Raw genomic sequence first — 20,170 nt, 5'->3', positions numbered from 1 at the left:
ATGGACGAAGATTTATCAATTATAAATACCAATACTAGAAATGAAAAAATTAAGAATTTTTTTGTAAACAATAAAAATAAAATTATTTCTGGTATAATTATTTTAATAATTATTATAGTAGGTGTTTTTAGTTACGATAAATATTTAATTAATAAAAAAAAGGATATCTCAGATAGTTACAATTCAATAATCATTGATTATTCAGAAAAAACAAAAGAAAAAACTGCTAGCAGTCTGATTGAAATTATAAACAAGAAAGACCCAACTTATTCACCTCTATCACTTTATTTTATTATTGATAATAATCTTGTAAGTGATCAGTCCAAAATCAATTCATTATTTGATATATTGATTAAGGACACTTCGTTAGACAGTGAGATTAACAACTTAATTATATACAAGAAGGCACTCTTCAATGCAGATAACGCTCAAGAGGGCGATCTTCTAAATATGTTAAATCCACTGATCAATTCAAAAAGTGTCTGGAAATCACATTCTTTATATTTAATGGCAGAATATTTTTATGCAAATAATCAAAATCAAAAAGCTAAAGAATTTTTTAACCAAATAATAGCTTTAGAAAATTCAAATCCAGATATAAGGCTTCAAGCAGAGAGAAGATTGAACAGAGACTTGAGTGAATAAATTAATTTTTACTTTCATTGCATTATTTTTTCTTAATAACTGTTCATTTAATGAAAACTCCAGAATTTGGAAAGATAAAGAAAATAAATTAGAAACAGATAGAAAAATTACAAAAGTTTTTGCAGAAGAAAATATAAGTGTTTCGGAATTTAACAGAGACTTAAAATTAGATTTATCATCGATAAAAATAAATAATAAAAAAAATGAAAATCAAAATAATCTTGGTTTGCAAAATTACAAAGGTGAACTAACAAAGATTGGTAACTTTAAATTTTCAAAGTTAGAGGAACTTAATCAATTAGATTTCAAACCAATTTTTTTAAAAAATGGTATAATATTTTTTGATAAAAAGGGCACAATTATCAGGTATGACAATAATCAAAAAGTTATTTGGAAAAAAAATCATTATTCAAAATCTGAAAAAAAATTAAAACCAAAACTTAATTTTTTACTAGATGGTCAAAATCTTTTAGTAACTGATAGTATAGCAAAATATTATTCTGTTAATATTAGTACTGGAGAATTAAATTGGTCCAAAAACAATGATTATCCGTTTAATTCAAATATTAAAAAGCATAAAGATAAAATATTTGTTATCGATTATAAAAATACATTGAGATGTTTTAAAATTAAAGATGGTTCTGAATGTTGGAATTTGCAAACAGAGGACTCATTTACAATTTCAAATATTAAATATTCTTTAATTATTTTAAACGATAATATTATTTTCAATAATTCTATAGGAGATATTACAGCTGTAGATATTGAGACAGGTTTAATTACATGGCAACTACCTACACAGAGTAGCTCTATAATAAATGAAACTTATAACTTTAAGACATCTAAACTAGTATCAGATGGAAACTCTGTATTTTTTTCAAATAATAAAAATCAGTTTTATTCAATTGATTTAAAAACAGGAACAACAAACTGGATTAATGAAGTTAATTCTAATGTAAAACCTATTTTGGTTGGAAATCTAATTTTTACAATCTCTAATGAAGGTTATTTATATTTAATTGACAAAAATAAAGGCAATATAGTTCGAATTACAGATCTATTTATGAATTACAAAGATAAAAAAAGAAAAAATATTTATCCAATTGGTTTTGTAATTGGAGACAAAAACATATTTTTAACTAACTCAGATGGCAAGATGATCATAGCCGGGATTGAGGATGGAAAAATAATAAAAATTGAAAAAGTTTCTGGTGGATTAGTATCTGAACCGTTTATATTTAATAACAATTTATATGTAGTAAGAAATGGTTCAATTGTACAATATAACTAAACATGTTCTTAAAATTTTTAGAAAAAATTGGCAGAAAAAAAGTTGTATTAGATAGAGGACCTTCACATCCTAATTTTAAAGAGGCAAAGCCTTGGATGAACCGTTATTATGTTTTGATGAGGTATCGACCTAAATGGTTTCCATTCAATATATTAATTCATGAGATGCTAGCAGATGACCATGGAGAAGGAGTTCATAATCACACATTTCCTTATATCACTATAATTTTAAGAGGTGGTTATTGGGAAACATTAAGTACTGGCAAGTTTTGGCGTCCACCAGGTTATATTGGTTTTAGATCAGCAAATAATTTGCATCGAGTAGATTTGGAACCAGGAACCAAACCATTAACTTTATTTATCTCAGGTCCATTTGGGCTAAGGAAAGGACCAAGATCAGAGTATGGTATTGACTTTAAAACTAAAAAAAATTGATGCCAAAAAAATTTGAAAAAGAATTTATATCTTATTGTGAAAATCAAAATTTAGAAGTTAATCCTAATCAAATTAAAGTTATTAAAAAATTAGAAGATTACCATAATAGTAATTATAAATCATTTTTTTCAAAATTATTTTCCAAACAAAAAACTAAAAAAGGATTTTATTTATATGGTGGTGTAGGGGTTGGTAAAACAATGATTTTAAACCTCTTTTATGATCATCTTGAAGAAAAAAAATTAAAAAAGCATTTTAATGAATTTATGTTAGGTTTTCATGATTTTGTCCATAAGCAAAAAGAAAAAAATGAAGAGAATGTAATCAATCAATTTGTTAAAAATTTAAAATCAAAAGCTTCATTAGTTTATTTCGATGAGTTCCAAGTAACAAATATTGTTGATGCAATGATTTTAGGAAAACTATTTGAACAAATATTTAAAGAAGATATTAAAATTATTCTTACTTCAAACACTAAAATTTCAGAACTTTATAAAGAAGGTCTTCAACGTGAACAATTTATACCTTTTATAAAAATAATGGAAGATCAATCAATCGAGTATGAATTAAAAATTGAGGATGATTATAGAAAATCTAATGATAATCAAAAACAAAGATATTTTTTTCCACTTAATCAAGAAACCAATTTTAAGATTAACAAATTTTTTAGAACCATAACAAAGGATAAAAAACAATCTTCAATAAAAATTAATGTAAAGGGAAGAGAATTTAAGATAGAAAACTTTTATGAGGGAATTATTAGATATGACTTTAATAAACTTTGTGATCAAAATTTAGGAGCGGAAGATTATTTGGAAATAATTAAAAATTGTAAATTTATAGTAATAGATAAAATACCTCAATTTAATGATGTGAATTCAAATCAACAACAACGTTTTATCACTTTGTTAGATGTAATTTATGATAAAAATATTCCATTGGCAGTTACAGCTGATCTAAATTTAGATCAATTAACCTCTTCAAGATTGTTAGAAAAACCATTTAAACGAACCATTAGTCGTTTGTATGAGCTTACATCGAAGGAGTATAATTAATGAAACAAGAATTTTATAATCTTCAAATTAAGACTAATGGTCAAAAGTTATATGAGTTTACTAATGATACAATTCATTGGATTGGTCAAAATAACTTTAAAAATGGTATTCTCAATTTAAGTATTCAGCACACAAGCGCCTCTTTAATTGTTCAAGAAAATGCAGATCCAGATGTACAAACAGATTTAATAAATTATTTTGATAAATTAGCTCCTATGGATAACAAACTATATGTTCATACTACGGAGGGAAAAGATGATATGCCTGCACATATTAAATCTGCATTAACAAATAATCAAATTTCTCTAAGTGTGAAAGATAGTGAATTGCTGCTTGGAACTTGGCAGGGCATATATTTATTTGAACACAGATTAGAGGCTCAAAAAAGAACTATAATTCATCATTTTATTGGAGAATAAAATTAAATTTATTTTTTCTTCAAAGATTGAAACGCTTCAAGAGCTGCAGCTCTAGCTTTTTCATGAACAACAATAGGACCCGGGTAATCTTTGCCAATAATTGTTTTTATAGCTTCTTGATACTTTAATTCCATTTCCCATGGTTTATGAATAAATTTATTTGGAACATTTTTAAGTTCAGGAACCCATTTTTTTACATAAATTCCTTCCTTATCAAATTTCTCACCCTGAAGTATTGGGTTGAATATTCTAAAGTAGGGTGATGCATCTGCACCACAACCAGCAACCCATTGCCATTGAGCAACATTATTTGCTTTGTTAAAATCTAGTAGACAATTTCTAAAATGCTTTTCACCTTCAGTCCAATTAATTCTCAAATGTTTGACTAAAAACGAGCCAACAACCATTCTTATTCTGTTATGCATCCATCCAGTTTCATATAATTCTCTCATACCAGCATCGACAATAGGATAACCGGTCATTCCTTTTTTCCATGCTTTTAAGAATTTCTCATTTTTTGCCCAAGGGAATTTATCAAATTCTTTTCTAAAATTTCCTTTTAAGAATTCTGGGAAATAATTAATTAAACTATGTGAAAACTCTCTCCAACCAAGTTCATTAATATATTTTCTATAACCAATTCCTTTTGATTTAATTTCAGAACATTTTTTCCAAATACTGTCTACATGAATTTGGCCATGTTTGATGTAGGGAGATAATTTAGAGGTTCCCTCGATAGATGGTATATCCCGAGAAGTTCCATAATCTTTAATTTTGTTTTCAATTAAATTTTTAAGTATTTTTTTTGAATCATTTTCTGAAACTTTCCAATATTTATCAAATTTTTTATACCAATTTTTTTTTGGTAAAATATCATTTGGCTCAATACATTTTTTAAAAAATGAAATCTTTTTTGTTTTCTTTTTAACAATATAATTTTTACTTAGAGGCTTATTTAAATAAACTTGCTCCGCATTTCTCCAAAAAGGGGAAAACACTTTAAAGGGAGTTCCATCATTTTTTGTTATCTCTTGAAATTCATTTAAAATATTTCCTTTGAAATATTTATAATTGATTTCATTTTTAATAAATAAGTCACGTATTTTTTTTCCTTTAGCTATAACATCTGGCTCATAAATTTTATTCCAATAAACTGAAAGCTTATCCTTTTTATTAAATTTAGAAAAAATTTCTAATTCATCGCCTTTTACTATTTCAAGATTAATTTTATAATCTGACAATTCTTTTTTTAAAGTTTCTAGAGATTTAAAAACCCACCATTTTTGAGCTTCTCTTTTGTTGTCAAAATCATTATTATTATAAATATATAATGCAATTACATTATCATGATTTTGTGTTGCAAAAGATAAAGCAGGATTATTTTCAATTCTAAAATCCTCTCTTATCCAAAAAATACCTGTGCTACTCATTGATTTAATTTTGGTTAATTAACTTTTGATACATTTCTTGATCAGTATCTCCCTCACAACCAAAAACCAAAACATTAGATTTTTCATTTAGATCTAATTTTTCTTTAATTGCTTGATCTTCACAACTTGTAATCAGACTGATTACGCCAGGTGCTGAGTTTTCTCCTGCAATTATTTTATCATCACTAAAACTTGAATTTCCAAGTAGTTTCATAGTTTTTGCAATATCATCATCTGGTAAACTAATACAATGCTTAACTGAATTTTTGAGTATTTCCCATGGGACCAATGATACTTCACCACAAGACATACCACCCATTAAGCTTTCTCTTTTAATATCTATTTTTTCTATTTTTCCAGTTTTGATGCTTTCCATTACACACGCAGCACTATCAGGTTCAACAACTATAATTGTTGGAACATAGTTTAAATATCTTGCAATACCTGCAACCATGGCAGCAGCCATGCCACCAACGCCAGCTTGTAAAATGATGTGAGTTATTTTCTCTTCCTGGATTTGATTAGCTATCTCCTTCATCATGACTGTATAACCTGCCATTGTATACTTAGGGACGACCATATAATCTTTCCAAGCAACATCCTGAACTATTTGCCAATTATTTTCAGTAGACTGCTTTATGCACTCCATTAATGATTTTTCATAGTTACCTTTTACTTTTACTACATCTGCTCCAAGTGCAGCCATAGCCTTGCCTCTTGCATCACTTACAAATTCACTAATAAATATTTTACAGCTTAGACCTAATCTTTTAGCCCCCCAGGCAACTGATCTTCCATGATTACCAGCAGTAGCTGTTGCCACTACTATATTTTTATTTCCTTTAGTTACTTTTTCTACGGCATAAGCTCCGCCTAAAGCTTTAAAAGATTTTAAATCAAATCTTTTATTTTCATCTTTATAAAAAATTTTGTTTAAATTTAATTCTTTTGAAAGTTTATTTAAAGAAAGCAGGGGAGTAGGAGAATAACCTTTCCACTTAGAAATACTCTTATAAGCATCATCAATTTCTTCTGAGGTTAAAGAATTAAGAATTTCTTTTTTATTAAATGAGTAATTTTTATTGTCTGTAAATTCTGTGTATTTCCATTGATGACCGTTAGATAATATAGTCATGTACTAACAATCTAAAGTATTATCTTTTTCCCACTTTGTAACATCCTTTGTTTTATCAAAACTATCTTTTGATTTGAATTCATTCATTTCTGAACTTCTTAACTTTATGTAACTTTCAACTACATCTTTGCCAAAAGCATCATTCATATCTTTATTATTTTTTAATAAATTTAATGATTGCTCAAGTTCATCAGGTAGCTTAGGTAAGTCAGGATATTTAGCGTGGTCTTCGTACATATTGCAATCCAAAGGTTTGCCTGGATCAACTTTATTTTTTAAACCATATAGACCAGCCGCTAAAACACTTGCTTGCAATAAGTAAGGATTAGCAGAACCATCCATTAATCTTAATTCAAATCTTCCAGGATCAGGGATTCTTATCATGTGCGTTCGATTATTACCTGTGTAGGAAATACTACTTGGTGACCATGATGCTCCAGATTTTGTAGGTGGTGCATTTATTCTTCTGTAACTATTAATTGTTGGGTTAAAAAACGCAGATAAAGATGAAGCATTTTTAATTACTCCACCTAAAAAATTATAGGCCATTTTACTTAAACCAAGTTTATCTTTATTATCTAAGAATTTATTTTTACTACCTTGCCAAACTGATACGTGAGCATGACAACCATTGCCGGTTAAATTTCCAAATGGTTTAGGCATAAATGTTGCTCTTAATCCATGCTTTTCAGCAATTGTTTTTACCATAAACTTAAAAAAGGTATGTCTATCTGCAGTTTTTAGGCAATCCGAATAATCCCAATTCATTTCAAATTGACCGTTAGCATCCTCATGGTCATTTTGATAAGGGCCCCATCCCATTTCAATCATACAGTCACAAATTTCCTTAATTAAATCATACCTTCTCATTAATGCAGATTGGTCATAACAAGGTTTGGATTGTGTATCTCTTGGATCCGCAATTGAGTCGCCATCAGGTGAAATCAAAAAATATTCACACTCAACACCAGATTTCATTGTTAAATTTTGTTTTTTAAGTTTTTTTATCTGATTTTTTAATATCACTCTAGGTGATGCATCTACTGGTTTATTATTCATCCATAAATCAGATGCTAACCATCCAACTTCTTTGTTCCAAGGAAGCTGAATTAAGCTATCTGGATCAGGAATCCCAAACATATCAGAGTCTGCTGGTGTCATATCAAGCCAAGCAGCAAAACCAGCAAAACCAGCTCCTGCATTCTGCATATCCTTTATCGCGTGAGCAGGCACTAATTTTGATCTAAGTACACCAAATAAATCTACAAAACTTATTAAAAAATATTTAATTTTTTTTTGTTTAGCAATTTGAAATAAATTTTTAGACACAACTTAGGTTAACACAATTATTTAAAAAAAGATAAAATTGTTTCTTTATAATAAATTAAATTCACAACAATAATTACAATTACAGCTAGTATTGCACCATACTTAGCCTTAGGAAATGCTACCCCTCTCATTTTTGAGGGTCTTAGTTCTTCTTTATTATCTTCCATGAATATTGAATATAAAAAAGGGCGCCACATTTAAGTAGCGCCCAAATTTTAATTTAAATTACCAGTCAGTAATATTGCTTTTATGATCGTTAGCACTATGCCTCTTCTTTGCAAGCCTTGAAAGTTCTTCACTTTCAGATCTTGCTGTAAGAACGTGCCAACCAACCCATAAAATAATACCAATAATGACCAGCATTCCTTCTACTGAACCAGCTCCCGGGTAAATTGCTCCGGCAACTTCTTCAGCACTAAGATGATCTATCCAGTTTGATACTGTAGCCATATTATTCTCCTTTACCTGGTTGCAGATGAAACTGCTTTTTCATCTTCTTTAGCAGATTCCATCATTTCATAGTCTAATCCAGCTATCTCTACTTCACGTGGGATTCTTAGTTTGCCCATACCGTTAAGTACTTTAGCTATGATATAGCCTGGTATTAGTCCAAGAACTACGAACATTATTATTGCTCCTAGAAATTGTCCTAATGGGTTAATAGTAGCATAAGTAGTTCCATCCCACATAGCTCCAACACTGTAACCAGATGATGGATAACCATTTAAAACAAAACCACAAATTACTAGACCAACAAATCCAGCATAACCATGTACTGCTACTGCACCAACTGCATCATCAATTTTGAACTTACGCTCAACCCAGTAATGTAGTTTGTATGCAATCACAACACCGATCATACCAATGATCATTGCTTGAATTGGGTGATATAAATCATTTCCAGCTGAAGCACAGATAACACCTGCTAGTCCACTTGAGTAAGTCCAGAAAGGATCACCTTTAGCAATCCAATAACCAGCCAATAATCCACCTGATAACGACATCAGGAAGTTAAAAGTAATACCACTAAGTGTAGTAGGGGTTACGTATATGTTTGTAGCTGTCCAATAAGTTACACCTTCCATACCGTATTCAGGTCCTAGGTCGAAAATAGGTATGTTACATGCAGCATAAAATCCCCAGAAACCAGTATAAATTAAAAATAATCCAACTGTAACTAGCCAAGGATTTCTTGGTCCAATGTTTCTTGGTTCACCACTTGATGAAAATTTACCAATTCTTGGTCCTAAAACCATTAGAACACCCAAAGCAAATCCACCCGCGATTGCGTGAATTACTCCCGATGCATAGGCATCGTGATATCCTAAAATTTTAAGCATCCATCCATCAAAATGCCATCCCCAAGCAGCATCAATTGTCCAAAATACTGAACCAATTGCGATGGCTAATATACCAAATGCAAAAGTTGTAATTCTTTCAATGATTGCTCCTGAAACAATAGATGCAGCAGTCCATGAGAATAATAAAAAGGCAGCCCAGAAGACACCAGAAATGTGGTCTCCTAAATTGACAGCCATTAACTCACTTGTTGCTGTGTACCATGTAGCACTAAACGCAGACTCGTCTGTGATTAGAGCAGTGCTTTCATTCATTATTGAAGGCGCAATTCCCGGTCCTGTTGGGAATGCCCAATAAATCCACCAACCAAAGAAAAACCAAGTTACTGTCACCAGAGGTATCAGCATTGTGTTTTTCATAAGAGTATGTTGATGGTGTTTGTATCGAGAAGCTCCAACTTCATACATACAGAAACCGACGTGAATTAAGAACATCAGTACCACTGTCACCCAGTAGTAAAATTCTGTAAATATGGTTGTAAGAGCACCTAACTGATCAGTCATATTCTCTCTCCATATTAGTTTATGGAAGCCTATTAAATTTTATGATTCGATACAAATATAAAAAAGCTTTAAAAACCTAGCATGTGCACTAGGTTTTTAAAAATAATCAACTTTTAATTGAATTATTAAAATTTTAAATATGCTTTTTTTAAATCAACAAGAGGGTGTTTAGGAGACATTTGAAACTTAACTAAAAGTTCTCTTGCAATCATATCTCTATCTTGTTGATTATTTGGAAGTTTAATTGATTTTGGAATTGTAACCCAACCATTTGCATTTCTGCAGAATACAGCAGGTCTATCTTCTTCATAACCCATATGCACATCTTCCAACCAATTTAAATCATCCCATCCCATCGCTTCTATGTATTTTTTTAGAAATGGAGTTAGCTTAGAATAGTCCGGTAAAAGATTAACATCGTATCTGTAACCAATAGACTGACCAATCATTTTTTCTCTGGCAGTCTCTTTCTTTTTACCTAACTGACCTTTGACCTCTTTTGTTTTTGCTACTTTTTTACTTTTTTTCTTTGGCATAGTTACCTCTATATTTTGTGGTAGTTATCAACACCAACTGTGTAGTTAGTTCCAGCTAATGGAACTTTTGCTAAAGCTGATGCTTCTGATGTTAAAGCAGCTAAATCTTCAGGCTCTAGAGAGTGGATATTTGTTTTTCCACACGCTCTAGCTAACAACTGAGCTTCTAAAGTCATTGAGTGAAGATAATTGTAAACTCTTAGTGCAGCATCATCAGGATTTAATCTAGCTCTAAGCTTAGGATCTTGTGTTGCAACACCAACTGGGCAACGTCCAGTATGGCAGTGATAACATTCACCTGCTTTTACACCCATTTCTTTTTCAAAGTTTGCTTCTGGGATATCTTTGTTGCAGTTTAATGCAATCATTGATCCTGTACCAATAGCTATTGCATCAGCTCCAAGAGCTAAAGCTTTAGCCATGTCAGCACCATCTCTTACTCCACCAGCATAAATTAATGTTACTTTTCCAGTTTTACCAACATCGTCTATTGCTCTTCTAGCTTCTCTAATTGCAGCAATTCCAGGAATACCAGTATTAGCAGCAGCGATATGCGGACCAGCTCCAGTAGAACCTTCCATTCCATCTAGATATATAGAGTCAGGATCACATTTAGCTGCCATACGCACATCATCATAAACTTTAGAAGCACCTAATTTTAATTGAATTGGCACTTTATTTTTAGTCAATTGTCTTAACTCTTCAACTTTTAGAGCTAAATCATCTGGGCCTAGCCAGTCCGGGTGTCTCGCTGGAGATCTTTGGTCAATACCAGATGGTAATGATCTCATCTCAGCTACTTGGTCAGTAACTTTTTGACCCATTAAGTGTCCACCCATTCCAACTTTTTGGCCTTGTCCAATAAATACTTCAATACCATCTGCTAATTGTGCATGATGAGGATTAAAACCATATCTTGATTGAATACATTGGTAGTACCATTTTTCAGAATATCTTCTTTCATCAGGTATCATTCCACCTTCACCAGAACACGTAGCGCTACCCGCCATAGTTGCTCCTCTTGCTAAGGCAGTTTTTGCTTCATAAGAAAGGGCACCGAAACTCATTCCTGTAATATAAACCGGAATGTCTAACTCAATTGGATTTTCACATCTTGGTCCAATAACAGTTTTTGTTTCACATTTTTCTCTGTAACCTTCGATTACAAATCTAGTTAGTGTTCCAGGTAAGAAAACTAAATCATCAAAAGTAGGAATTTTTTTCATCAATGCCATTCCACGCATTCTGTATCTTCCTAATTGAGATTTAATATGAATATCGTCTATTACTTCAGGTGTGAAGATAGCGTTATGACCTAATAAACTTTTGTTTCTTTTACCTTCTTCATGTGCATGGACATCAGCTTTTCCACCAACACCTTTTCCATTTTTTTTAACTTTTTTAGATTTTTTCTTAGGCATTATATTGCTCCCTTCTTCTCTGTAGGTTCCAAATTGTCATAATTCCAAAGTTTCTTACCAGCTACAATTTTTTTCATTTTACTAACGTCAAAATTTTCACCAATCTCAGCTACTTTTAATTTTCTCTTTAGCCAATCTTGATCACTTTTAGTTAACTCAGCGTCTACAGCATCACTACCATATGATCCAATTTCTCCACCTACGAAAATTGTCCCATCATACATCGAGTCACCAAGGTTTATTCCTACGTCTCCAAGAATAATTATTCTTCCTCTTTGCATCATAAAACCAGTAAAGGCACCTGCGTCACCACCAATTATTATAGTTCCACCTTTCATATCAATACCAGTTCTAGCACCAACACTACCTTTACAAATTAAATCTCCACCTCTAATTGCCGCACCAAAACAAGATCCAGCATTCTTTTCGATCACTACTTTACCAGCCATTAAATTTTCTGCACACGACCATCCAACTCTTCCATTAATTCTAACTATTGGACCATCACAAGAACCCATTCCAAAGTATCCTAAACTTCCTTCAAAAATTAAATTCAGTTTATTTAAAATACCAACTCCAAGACTGTGTTTACCTTGTGGGTTTTTTATTACTATTGTTCCATATCCTTGGCTCATTAAGTTATCGATCTCTTTATTAGCCTCAGGTGCTGTCATGTCTTTAACATCAAGGTCAGTTCTTTTATTAAAATCTACATCGTATGTACCAAAGTAATAAAAGTTTTCTGCTTCATCAGGATTAAAGAATTTTTGCTGAGTTCTCCCTGTTAAAACCTCAGTGTGCATACCCATTGATTGGGCTTTTGATTTTTTCGATACTGTTTTTAGATTTGCCATACTTTCACCTCCCCATCAAACGGATCATATGTATCAATTTCTTGCGGTAACACAGATCTAATTGCAATTTCTTCAGACCCCATAGCAACCAAATCATCAGATTCATATAAGACCAAAGGTTTTGCAGCCATAGTATCTTTCGCCATTCCTAAAGAGTCTTTTGTTGCAACAAAGTAAGTAAAAACACCATCTAAACCAGTTAAAGATGCTTTCATTCCTTCTTCTAAAGTTGCTCCATCTCTCATTTTTTCAGCAAGGTAAACTGCAATTAATTCTGAGTCACACTCAGACATAAATCTCATACCTTTGTTTTCTAAAACTCTTCTGTTATTCCAGTAGTTTGTTAATTGTCCATTATGAACTACAGATACATCGCTAAATGGATATCCCCAGAAAGGGTGGGCAGATTTGATATCTACACCAGACTCTGTAGCCATTCTAGCATGACCTATAGCATGTGTTCCAACAACTTTATCTAAGCTATATCTGTCACAAACCATTTTAGCGTTTCCAAGATCTTTAATCACTTCTAATGATTTACCCATAGAAAGAATTTCAACACCTGGAATACTTTCTATACGTTGTGAAAATTCTAACAGATCTTTAACATTATAATCAATTTCATATCTTAAAGAGTAGGGAAGAGTTCTTTCTTCTTTAACAATTTTAGCTCCCATTTCAGCCAGAGTTTCATCTACAATTTTTTTTCTTTCATCATAAACAGATACATCCTCCATAACTGATGAGCTTCCTTCTCCAACGTTTTCTCCAACTTTAAAACGCATGATGAAATTTTTACCATCAGTATCGCCATATAAAGCATACCCTGTCGAATCTTCTCCTCTATGTTTTAATGCTTGAAGCATACCTTGTAGTTCACTTCCAACATTAGAAGATTTTCCTCTATGAATTAAACCTGCTATTCCACACATATATTTATACCCTTTCTATCTATTTCTGTGACCTACGGTAGACAATCAAGATAAGTATCCAGATCCCATTGTGTTGTTGCACCAAGAAATCTTTCCCACTCATCGTTTTTGTACCAATGGAAAACTTTATACATTTCATCTGGCATTGCAGATTTGATTACTTCATCTTCTGCCAGTCTATCCAAAGCTTCACCTAAACTTAATGGAAGTTTTTTAACATCTTTACCAGCTTTTTGAGCTTCATAAATATTTCTAGATTCTGGAGCTGCTGGTTTCATTTTTTTAGTTATACCTTCGTCGCAAGCTTTTAATAAAGCAGCACCTAATAGATAAGGATTATGCATAGAGTCTACTGATCTATATTCAAATCTTCCTGGAGCAGAAACTCTTAAACCACAAGTTCTGTTTTGATATCCCCAGTCAGCATACACTGGTGCCCAAAAACCTTGATCCCATAATCTTCTATAAGAATTTACAGTTGAAGAACCAAGAGCTGTTAATGCTGGTAAGTGCTTCATGATACCCGCAATTGATTGCAAACCAATTTTACCTGGTAATTGCATATCTTTTGTATCAGGCATGAAAGTATTAGTTCCACCCTCAACATAACTAAATACCTCTTCTACACCTGGTAGAGTTTTGTTTCCAAGTTTGTTAACTTTTATTTTTCCACCCTTCCATAAAGACATATTTGTATGACAACCACTTGCAGAAACACCCATAAATGGTTTTGTCATAAAGCAGGCGATTAAATTATGTTCTCTTGCAACTTGAGCACAAATTTGTCTGTAGGTTGATAATCTATCTGCGTTTCTTAAAACGTTATCATAGGTCCAGTTTAATTCTAATTGGCCAGGAGCATCCTCGTGATCCCCTTGAATCATATCAAGACCCATGGCTTTTGCGTATTCAATAACCTTCATAAATACTGGTCTTAATGACTCGAATTGATCAATATGATAACAGAATGGTTTAGAAAAACCCTTACCTGTAGGTGTTCCATCTTCATTTTTTGTTAACCACATCATTTCAGGCTCAGTACCAACTCTTAATTCTAGACCATGTTTTTTCTTAAATTCATCCATGAAAATTCTTAGATTTCCTCTGCAATCTGAAGTTAAATGACCACCTGGATTTACTCTTTCTTCTCTGTTTCTAAAACAAGTTACAAATACTCTTCCAACTCTTTTATCCCATGGTAACTGAACAAAAGTTTCAGGATCAGGTATTCCAACAAGCTCCATAGCTTCTGGTCCATATCCTATGTAATTATTATGACGATCTAAGAACAAGTTTGCAGTAGCACCGTAAACTAATTGAAATCCTTTTTCTGCTGTTCTTTCCCAGTGATCTGCAGGTATACCTTTACCAACAACTCTACCTGTTACAGAAATGAATTGATAATAAATATAAGTTATTCCAAGTTCGTTAATTTTTTCCCGAACTTTCTTTACTAGTTTTGCTCTACCTGGCTGGTTAACATGTTTTTCTAAATCCGTCATTTTCACCCCTCAATGAATTATAATTTATTCAAGCGTAGCTGAAAATTTTATTTGTGTCTAGGCTTAGAGTCTAGCTCCAAGGGAACGGACTGTTCGAAGTAGGATGAAGTTCACCCTTCTCGTAACGGTTGAATCTAAACGGCTTCAATAAATCACTCTCAGTACCAAGAATTTCTTTTGCAACAAGTTCTCCAACTCCAATCATTTTGTAACCGTGATTGGCATCTGCAATCATGTAAACGTTTTCAAAAAATCTATCAAAGATTGGAAACGAGTCTGGTGTCATACATCCGAGTCCACCCGATGGTCCTTTTCTATATAAATCTGATTTACCTTCAAATCTTTTCTGACAATGCGCTAAAGCTGAACACCACATTTCACTAAATGCGTCTGTTGTTTGATATTCAGGTGACTCAATTCCATAAGGATCAACATTTACTTCATCAAAATGTTTTTTAACTATGTAAGGAGAAGTTCCTCCTTGTACACCCAAACCTTCAATATCAGGTTTGTAATAAATTCCCCAAATTTTATCTGTTAATAATTTTTTAGTTTTGTCTGAATATAATGGAGCAGTCGAGTCTACATGAACCACAGGAGGTTGTTTTCCGTCATTTGTTTTTAGAAAATCTGGCTCAACGCCAATAACACCCTCTTGTAACATCCAGTAAGTCCACATATCTGTAACATGCATTTTACCGTCTTTGCCTTTTATGTTAGCCGTTTTAGGTAACTCTAACATATTCCAAAAATCTCTCGCCCATGGACCTGCGCCGATAACAACCTGTTCACACTCAATTGTACCTTTGTCTGTCTCTACTCCTGTAACAGCTTGACTGTTACTTCCTCTTTTAAATCCTGTTACTTTTACACCTTTCATAACCTGTACACCATTTGATGTAGATTTATTTTCAAGTGCCTTAATTGAATCTTTGTTAAATGCGTATCCACCTTTTTTTTCATGAAGTATTGAAGTGATGCCTTGAGCTTGCCAATCATCAAAAATACCCTTCATGTAATTTGAACAATCTTTTTCACCTTCAATAAAAACTGACTCGTAACCAATTGCTTTTTGTTGTTCATAAATACTTGCAACATCCTCATGCATTACTTCAGGAGAAATTTGTAAATAACCTACTGGATTATATTTAAATGCTTTTGGATCACTCTCCCAAACTGAAACTGAGTGAGCCATTAATTCTCTCATTGCTGGTTGGAAATAATTATTTCTTACAACACCACAAGCAATTCCGCTTGCACCTGCTGCAGTATCTTTTTTTTCTAATACAATTATGTCACCAGGATTTTTATATGTTTCAGAAAGTTTCCATGCAGTACTTAGTCCGTGAATTCCACCACCGATGATAACTACTTTTGCTTTCGAAGGTAATGTCGTCATGCCAAAACATTATTTTTTGGTAGGGGTAATTAATATAATTTTTTATAGAACTAAAAATTATATATATAAAATAGATACTTCGAATTTATTTAAAAATTTGGCTAATAACTTATGTTTTTTAAAGTAACCAAATAATCGTTGAATTCTTGAATAAAAGACTCGCTAGGCATTATATTTTTAATTCGCTGATCAGTTGAAGTTTTTTCAAGTCTAAAGAATCCTTTTTCACAAGCTTCTGTAATTATTAAAGCTGATTTAGGTCTAGAAGTCTTGAATAATTTCGTTTTTAATTCCTCTACTGATAATTTTTTACCTTCTTTATATGCAGACATTACCAGCAACATCATATGATAGTGCGATGGTGATTTTCTAAAAAAGTAATTGCTTGATGTATGAGATTGTCTCATTTGATCTTCCCAAAAATCTAATAGTGTTTTTTTTTCTTTGGGCATGATTTTTCTTTATGCTCTAACCCTTGATTTTGTTGGGTCATAGAATGGAAACCCAACCACCTTTGCACTAATTCGTTTTTGGTGTCCATCTATTTTTCCTACCTCTACTTCTGTACCTATTTCTGAATACTGTAAATCAATTCTACACAGAGCAACATTTTTATTTAAGGTTGATGATAAACATCCGCTAGTAACAATACCTACTTGTGATCTCCCTATATGCACACAGTCTCCATGGCCTGCAATTTCTTTTCCTACAAGTTCTAAACCAACAAGTTTTTTTTGTGGATTGGCTTTTCTTTTAATTAATTCTTCTTTACCAATAAAATCCTCTTCTTTAGTTTTTAAAGGCACTGCAAAGCCGATGCCAGCTTCAAAAGGATCTTGTTGTCCATCAAATTCATTTCCAAATAAAATTAACCCTGCTTCAATTCTAAGTTTGTCTAATGCAGCAAATCCAGCTGGTATCAAGCCATCATCTTTGCCAGCTTCCATTAATTTATCCCAAACTTCAGGAGCATGTTTTGGATGACACCATATTTCATAACCTAATTCTCCGGTATAACCAGTTCTTGAAACAATTAAAGGAATTCCCTGTAATTCTTCTATTCTGCAAATGGTAAACCTAAACCATCCTAACTCATCGATCGAAGGTTGAGTAGGTGGTGTAAAAATAATTTTTTTTAAAATTTCTCTACTTTTTGGTCCTTGTAAAGAAACGTTACTTATTTGATCTGTAGAATTTTTAACATTGGCATTGAAATTTTTTTTCTTAGCAATTTCCTTTAACCATTCTCCAGCATATTCATCACCACAAATCCATCTAAAACCTGTTTCGCTTAATCTTAGGAGAGTTCCATCGTCAAACATCATTCCATTTTCATAACACATTGCAGAATAAACCACCTGTCCAACAGAAAGTTTTTTTATATTTCTTGTAAGTGTGTAGTTCATTAACTCCTCTGCATCAGGACCTATTATTTCAAATTTTCTTAGTGATGATAGATCAATTAATACAGCATCGTTTCTGCATGCATTATATTCATTAACTAAACCATGTTTAGTATAATCATTTGGTAACCAAAAACCTCTTGCATCAACAAAGTTTCTAGTAAGCTTTGAAGTTCTTTCGTAAAATCCGGAATTTCTTGTTAATTTTTTTTCTGAGTCTGTTTTCATTCGAAAAGCAAATGATTTACTAAATTCTCTATTTTTATCATAAGTTCTAACAAAAATATCTGTAGGATTCCACGAATTACATGCATCAATATCACTAGGACAAGCTGTTGTTCCAATTGTTAAATCTTTTAAAGCTCTAAACATTACATAATCTCCTGGTCTAGAATAAGACTCATCGGATATCACAGAATTTAAACCAGCAGCAGAAGTATTAAAAAAAAGGTTAATCGCATGCCAACCTTTTTGTTTTTGTACTCCAAATTTTGACATGCTCTCAGTCAAATTATCTGAACAGTTTGGGTGACCAAAATATCCTGCATCTTCATAATATTTTGAAGTACATGCTAGGTTAAAAGTATCATGTTTTCCCACTGTATCTCTTATAACCTCAACGAGAGGCTCATGGTCTGTATCATAAAATTTTGAATGTAATCCAGGTCCAGGAAAAGTATTGCCCATAAATGTTCTTGTAGTTTGCCAGTCCAATCCTTTCTCAATTCCTTTTTCTAATTTTCTTGTATCAAATGCTACGAAGTCAGAACACTGTCTTCCAGTTGGACTGATTACTTGAATATAATCACCTTCTTTTACTTGGTAAGATATAGAAGTTTCTTTATTTATATTTTCTTCATACAAAGGTTCAAAGACAGGATCAGGTATTACATTTAATTCCTTATCATTAACGATTTTAGATCTCTTAATAAAAATTGTTAAATCACTTGGAGGATTTTGGTTTGTGACATCCATATCCTCACCAGGTGCTGCAAAAATAGCATAACACTTATCTTTTGATTTAAATTTGATACTTTCTCCTGCTTTAGTATCTGGATCAAATATGATTGAAGATTTTGAATCTGAAATATTTAAGTTTCTTTTTTTTAATTGATGATTTGTCGCTAATATTGTTTCATCTTTACCATTAAGAATATTTCTAATGAAATTTTTTTCATTGTTTGGTTTTAAATTTAAAATTCCAACATCAGATTTACCATCCTTATTAAAACAAATGATTTCACAAATTTGATTACCTTCATTATTAATAATTTCTAATTCATCATCTGGAAAAATTTGAAAAGCTGTAAGAGCACCACCATTAACAACATGTCGTTCAACTCCAGGTGGTAAAATATTTAAACCAGGGTATTTAATGTCTTTACTTGTTCCAAACATTTTTAATTTTTTTATATTGTTATATTTATTATCACCAATTTTATTGTTTAAATATATATATATTTTTTAGAACTAATTATTCTTTACCTATCTATTCCTTTTGTCATAGAGTGTTAGATATTAATATTAATAGAGGGGTATACATGAAAAAAATAATATCATTACTATCTGCTCTAGTGATTTCTGTTGTAAGTTTTGCAGGAATTTCTAATGCTGATAGCAAGAAGCCCATCGTAATCCCAACACATAACTGGTCATCTCAAATTGTAATGGCATATGTTATTGGTGGAATTTTTGAAAGCATGGGTAACAACGTAAAATACGTAAACGCTGACTCTCAAGCAGTTTATGAGTCAATTAGAATTGGAGACGTAACTATTTCTCACGAAGTATGGGAGTCTGCATTCGGCAAGTCATTTACAACTGCTTTAGACAAAGGTGGTTTATTAGATTGGGGTGATCATGAGGCAAGAACTCTTGAGGATATGGGATATCCAAACTGGGTTGCTGAAAAAGGATTATGCCCAGGTCTACCAGATTGGACAGCTTTAAAAAACCCTGATTGTGCTAAAAACTTTACAACACCTGACTCTCCAGATGGAAAAGGAAGAATGTTGGAAGGTCCACAAACTTGGCACGGTGACTTAATTCCTCAAAGAGTTGACGCTTTAGGTTTAGGTGATCTTTGGTGGGTTAAATTTGCTGGAAGTGCAGATGCACTTTGGGCAGAGTTATCTGCAGCTGAAAAAGAAGGAAGAGGAACAATTATATTTAACTGGACACCAAACTTTACAGACGGTGCTGGTTTTACATTTATTGACTTCCCTCCATACACAGCTGGTTGCAGACCAGAAGATGGTGGAGATGGTAAATGTGGTTCTCCTGATGGATACTTGAAAAAAGCAGTTCATGAGGATTTCCCAAAAACTCATCCTGATGCAGCAGCAGCGTTCAAAAAATTGTCATTCTCTACAAGTCAAATTGGTGCAATGGCAGCTTTAGTTGACGTTGACAAAATGACTCACGAAGATGCAGCTAAAAAATGGTTAGCTGATAATAAGTCAGTTTGGCAAGCATTTACTAAATAAGGATTATAGTTAAAAAATTAAAATCTCCCCCAACTCC

At 32.2% G+C, this 20,170-nt stretch carries 20 protein-coding genes; 6 read left to right on the top strand and 14 right to left on the bottom strand.

The window, feature by feature from the left end; translation table 11 throughout:
* Genes AMN88_RS01585 through AMN88_RS01565 form a run of 5 tightly spaced genes read left to right on the top strand, consistent with a single transcriptional unit; the run spans position 1 to position 3,844 of the window.
* Entirely contained in the window at positions 1-645 is a 645-nt protein-coding gene (locus AMN88_RS01585) for a tetratricopeptide repeat protein (protein ID WP_075536128.1), read from the top strand.
* The gene (locus tag AMN88_RS01580; RefSeq protein ID WP_075536127.1) at positions 638-1,936 is read left to right on the top strand and encodes an outer membrane protein assembly factor BamB family protein; all 1,299 of its coding nucleotides are present in this window, start codon (positions 638-640) and stop codon (positions 1,934-1,936) included. The genes AMN88_RS01585 and AMN88_RS01580 overlap by 8 nt, the downstream gene beginning before the upstream one ends.
* Positions 1,937-1,938: 2 nt before the next feature.
* Positions 1,939-2,370, top strand: a complete 432-nt coding sequence (locus tag AMN88_RS01575; protein ID WP_075504010.1) for a hypothetical protein — start codon at positions 1,939-1,941, stop codon at positions 2,368-2,370.
* The gene (gene zapE / locus AMN88_RS01570; protein WP_075536126.1) at positions 2,370-3,425 is read left to right on the top strand and encodes a cell division protein ZapE; all 1,056 of its coding nucleotides are present in this window, start codon (positions 2,370-2,372) and stop codon (positions 3,423-3,425) included. The genes AMN88_RS01575 and zapE overlap by 1 nt, the downstream gene beginning before the upstream one ends.
* Positions 3,425-3,844 carry a secondary thiamine-phosphate synthase enzyme YjbQ gene (locus AMN88_RS01565; RefSeq protein ID WP_023854184.1) on the top strand — a complete coding sequence of 140 codons (420 nt, stop codon included), beginning with the start codon at positions 3,425-3,427 and terminating at the stop codon, positions 3,842-3,844. Before zapE ends, AMN88_RS01565 begins: the two co-directional genes overlap by 1 nt.
* An 8-nt stretch (positions 3,845-3,852) precedes the next feature.
* Here the strand turns inward: AMN88_RS01565 and AMN88_RS01560 are convergent, their stop codons facing one another.
* The 14 genes from AMN88_RS01560 to gcvT form a co-directional block, all read right to left on the bottom strand.
* Entirely contained in the window at positions 3,853-5,274 is a 1,422-nt protein-coding gene (locus tag AMN88_RS01560) for a cryptochrome/photolyase family protein (protein WP_075536125.1), read from the bottom strand.
* A 4-nt stretch (positions 5,275-5,278) separates the two neighbouring features.
* Positions 5,279-6,409, bottom strand: a complete 1,131-nt coding sequence (locus AMN88_RS01555; protein WP_075536124.1) for a diaminopropionate ammonia-lyase — start codon at positions 6,407-6,409, stop codon at positions 5,279-5,281.
* Between the two features lie 3 nt (positions 6,410-6,412).
* The gene (gene glnT, locus AMN88_RS01550) at positions 6,413-7,738 is read right to left on the bottom strand and encodes a type III glutamate--ammonia ligase (protein ID WP_075536123.1); all 1,326 of its coding nucleotides are present in this window, start codon (positions 7,736-7,738) and stop codon (positions 6,413-6,415) included.
* A 17-nt stretch (positions 7,739-7,755) separates the two neighbouring features.
* A complete protein-coding gene (locus tag AMN88_RS04550) occupies positions 7,756-7,935 on the bottom strand; it encodes a hypothetical protein (RefSeq protein WP_179850089.1) in 180 nt (59 codons plus the stop codon).
* A 28-nt stretch (positions 7,936-7,963) separates the two neighbouring features.
* Positions 7,964-8,188 carry a hypothetical protein gene (locus AMN88_RS01545; protein ID WP_072090452.1) on the bottom strand — a complete coding sequence of 75 codons (225 nt, stop codon included), beginning with the start codon at positions 8,186-8,188 and terminating at the stop codon, positions 7,964-7,966.
* An 11-nt stretch (positions 8,189-8,199) separates the two neighbouring features.
* A complete protein-coding gene (locus tag AMN88_RS01540; RefSeq protein ID WP_072090451.1) occupies positions 8,200-9,600 on the bottom strand; it encodes an ammonium transporter in 1,401 nt (466 codons plus the stop codon).
* Between the two features lie 125 nt (positions 9,601-9,725).
* Positions 9,726-10,136, bottom strand: a complete 411-nt coding sequence (locus AMN88_RS01535; protein WP_075536122.1) for a hypothetical protein — start codon at positions 10,134-10,136, stop codon at positions 9,726-9,728.
* A gap of 8 nt (positions 10,137-10,144) precedes the next feature.
* Entirely contained in the window at positions 10,145-11,557 is a 1,413-nt protein-coding gene (locus AMN88_RS01530; protein WP_072090449.1) for an FMN-binding glutamate synthase family protein, read from the bottom strand.
* Positions 11,557-12,411, bottom strand: a complete 855-nt coding sequence (locus AMN88_RS01525) for a GltB/FmdC/FwdC-like GXGXG domain-containing protein (protein ID WP_075503983.1) — start codon at positions 12,409-12,411, stop codon at positions 11,557-11,559. The genes AMN88_RS01530 and AMN88_RS01525 overlap by 1 nt, the downstream gene beginning before the upstream one ends.
* Complete coding sequence (locus AMN88_RS01520; protein WP_075484315.1) at positions 12,399-13,343, bottom strand: class II glutamine amidotransferase domain-containing protein; 945 nt, start codon at positions 13,341-13,343, stop codon at positions 12,399-12,401. Before AMN88_RS01520 ends, AMN88_RS01525 begins: the two co-directional genes overlap by 13 nt.
* Before the next feature lie 32 nt (positions 13,344-13,375).
* Positions 13,376-14,845 carry a glutamine synthetase family protein gene (locus AMN88_RS01515; RefSeq protein WP_023854173.1) on the bottom strand — a complete coding sequence of 490 codons (1,470 nt, stop codon included), beginning with the start codon at positions 14,843-14,845 and terminating at the stop codon, positions 13,376-13,378.
* 70 nt (positions 14,846-14,915) lie between these two features.
* The gene (locus AMN88_RS01510) at positions 14,916-16,244 is read right to left on the bottom strand and encodes an NAD(P)/FAD-dependent oxidoreductase (protein WP_075484313.1); all 1,329 of its coding nucleotides are present in this window, start codon (positions 16,242-16,244) and stop codon (positions 14,916-14,918) included.
* Between the two features lie 101 nt (positions 16,245-16,345).
* The gene (locus AMN88_RS01505; RefSeq protein ID WP_075536121.1) at positions 16,346-16,696 is read right to left on the bottom strand and encodes a hypothetical protein; all 351 of its coding nucleotides are present in this window, start codon (positions 16,694-16,696) and stop codon (positions 16,346-16,348) included.
* Positions 16,697-16,705: 9 nt separating this feature from the next.
* Positions 16,706-19,045 carry a glycine cleavage system aminomethyltransferase GcvT gene (gene gcvT / locus AMN88_RS01500; RefSeq protein ID WP_075536120.1) on the bottom strand — a complete coding sequence of 780 codons (2,340 nt, stop codon included), beginning with the start codon at positions 19,043-19,045 and terminating at the stop codon, positions 16,706-16,708.
* A 143-nt stretch (positions 19,046-19,188) separates the two neighbouring features.
* Here gcvT and AMN88_RS01495 point away from each other — a divergent pair, with 143 nt between their 5' ends.
* On the top strand, positions 19,189-20,133 hold the full coding sequence (locus tag AMN88_RS01495; RefSeq protein ID WP_075536119.1) for an ABC transporter substrate-binding protein: 945 nt from the start codon (positions 19,189-19,191) through the stop codon (positions 20,131-20,133).
* The last annotated feature ends 37 nt before the right edge of the window (positions 20,134-20,170 follow it).

This window comes from Candidatus Pelagibacter communis (assembly GCF_001180165.1).
Classification (GTDB): Bacteria; Pseudomonadota; Alphaproteobacteria; order Pelagibacterales; family Pelagibacteraceae; genus Pelagibacter; species Pelagibacter ubique_P.
This window is presented reverse-complemented; position numbering and strand designations above follow the sequence as displayed.

Excerpts from the sequence above, each read along its gene's own strand:
- AMN88_RS01535 (WP_075536122.1), bottom strand. The coding sequence starts at position 10,136 with ATGCCAAAGAAAAAAAGTAAAAAAGTAGCAAAAACAAAAGAGGTCAAA.
- AMN88_RS01585 (WP_075536128.1), top strand. The coding sequence starts at position 1 with ATGGACGAAGATTTATCAATTATAAATACCAATACTAGAAATGAAAAA.
- AMN88_RS01530 (WP_072090449.1), bottom strand. The coding sequence starts at position 11,557 with ATGCCTAAGAAAAAATCTAAAAAAGTTAAAAAAAATGGAAAAGGTGTT.
- AMN88_RS01565 (WP_023854184.1), top strand. The coding sequence starts at position 3,425 with ATGAAACAAGAATTTTATAATCTTCAAATTAAGACTAATGGTCAAAAG.
- AMN88_RS01505 (WP_075536121.1), bottom strand. The coding sequence starts at position 16,696 with ATGCCCAAAGAAAAAAAAACACTATTAGATTTTTGGGAAGATCAAATG.
- AMN88_RS01560 (WP_075536125.1), bottom strand. The coding sequence starts at position 5,274 with ATGAGTAGCACAGGTATTTTTTGGATAAGAGAGGATTTTAGAATTGAA.
- AMN88_RS01515 (WP_023854173.1), bottom strand. The coding sequence starts at position 14,845 with ATGACGGATTTAGAAAAACATGTTAACCAGCCAGGTAGAGCAAAACTA.
- zapE (WP_075536126.1), top strand. The coding sequence starts at position 2,370 with ATGCCAAAAAAATTTGAAAAAGAATTTATATCTTATTGTGAAAATCAA.
- gcvT (WP_075536120.1), bottom strand. The coding sequence starts at position 19,045 with ATGTTTGGAACAAGTAAAGACATTAAATACCCTGGTTTAAATATTTTA.
- AMN88_RS01555 (WP_075536124.1), bottom strand. The coding sequence starts at position 6,409 with ATGACTATATTATCTAACGGTCATCAATGGAAATACACAGAATTTACA.
- AMN88_RS01520 (WP_075484315.1), bottom strand. The coding sequence starts at position 13,343 with ATGTGTGGAATAGCAGGTTTAATTCATAGAGGAAAATCTTCTAATGTT.
- AMN88_RS01575 (WP_075504010.1), top strand. The coding sequence starts at position 1,939 with ATGTTCTTAAAATTTTTAGAAAAAATTGGCAGAAAAAAAGTTGTATTA.
- AMN88_RS01495 (WP_075536119.1), top strand. The coding sequence starts at position 19,189 with ATGAAAAAAATAATATCATTACTATCTGCTCTAGTGATTTCTGTTGTA.
- AMN88_RS01510 (WP_075484313.1), bottom strand. The coding sequence starts at position 16,244 with ATGACGACATTACCTTCGAAAGCAAAAGTAGTTATCATCGGTGGTGGA.
- AMN88_RS01545 (WP_072090452.1), bottom strand. The coding sequence starts at position 8,188 with ATGGCTACAGTATCAAACTGGATAGATCATCTTAGTGCTGAAGAAGTT.
- AMN88_RS01540 (WP_072090451.1), bottom strand. The coding sequence starts at position 9,600 with ATGACTGATCAGTTAGGTGCTCTTACAACCATATTTACAGAATTTTAC.
- AMN88_RS04550 (WP_179850089.1), bottom strand. The coding sequence starts at position 7,935 with ATGTGGCGCCCTTTTTTATATTCAATATTCATGGAAGATAATAAAGAA.
- AMN88_RS01525 (WP_075503983.1), bottom strand. The coding sequence starts at position 12,411 with ATGGCAAATCTAAAAACAGTATCGAAAAAATCAAAAGCCCAATCAATG.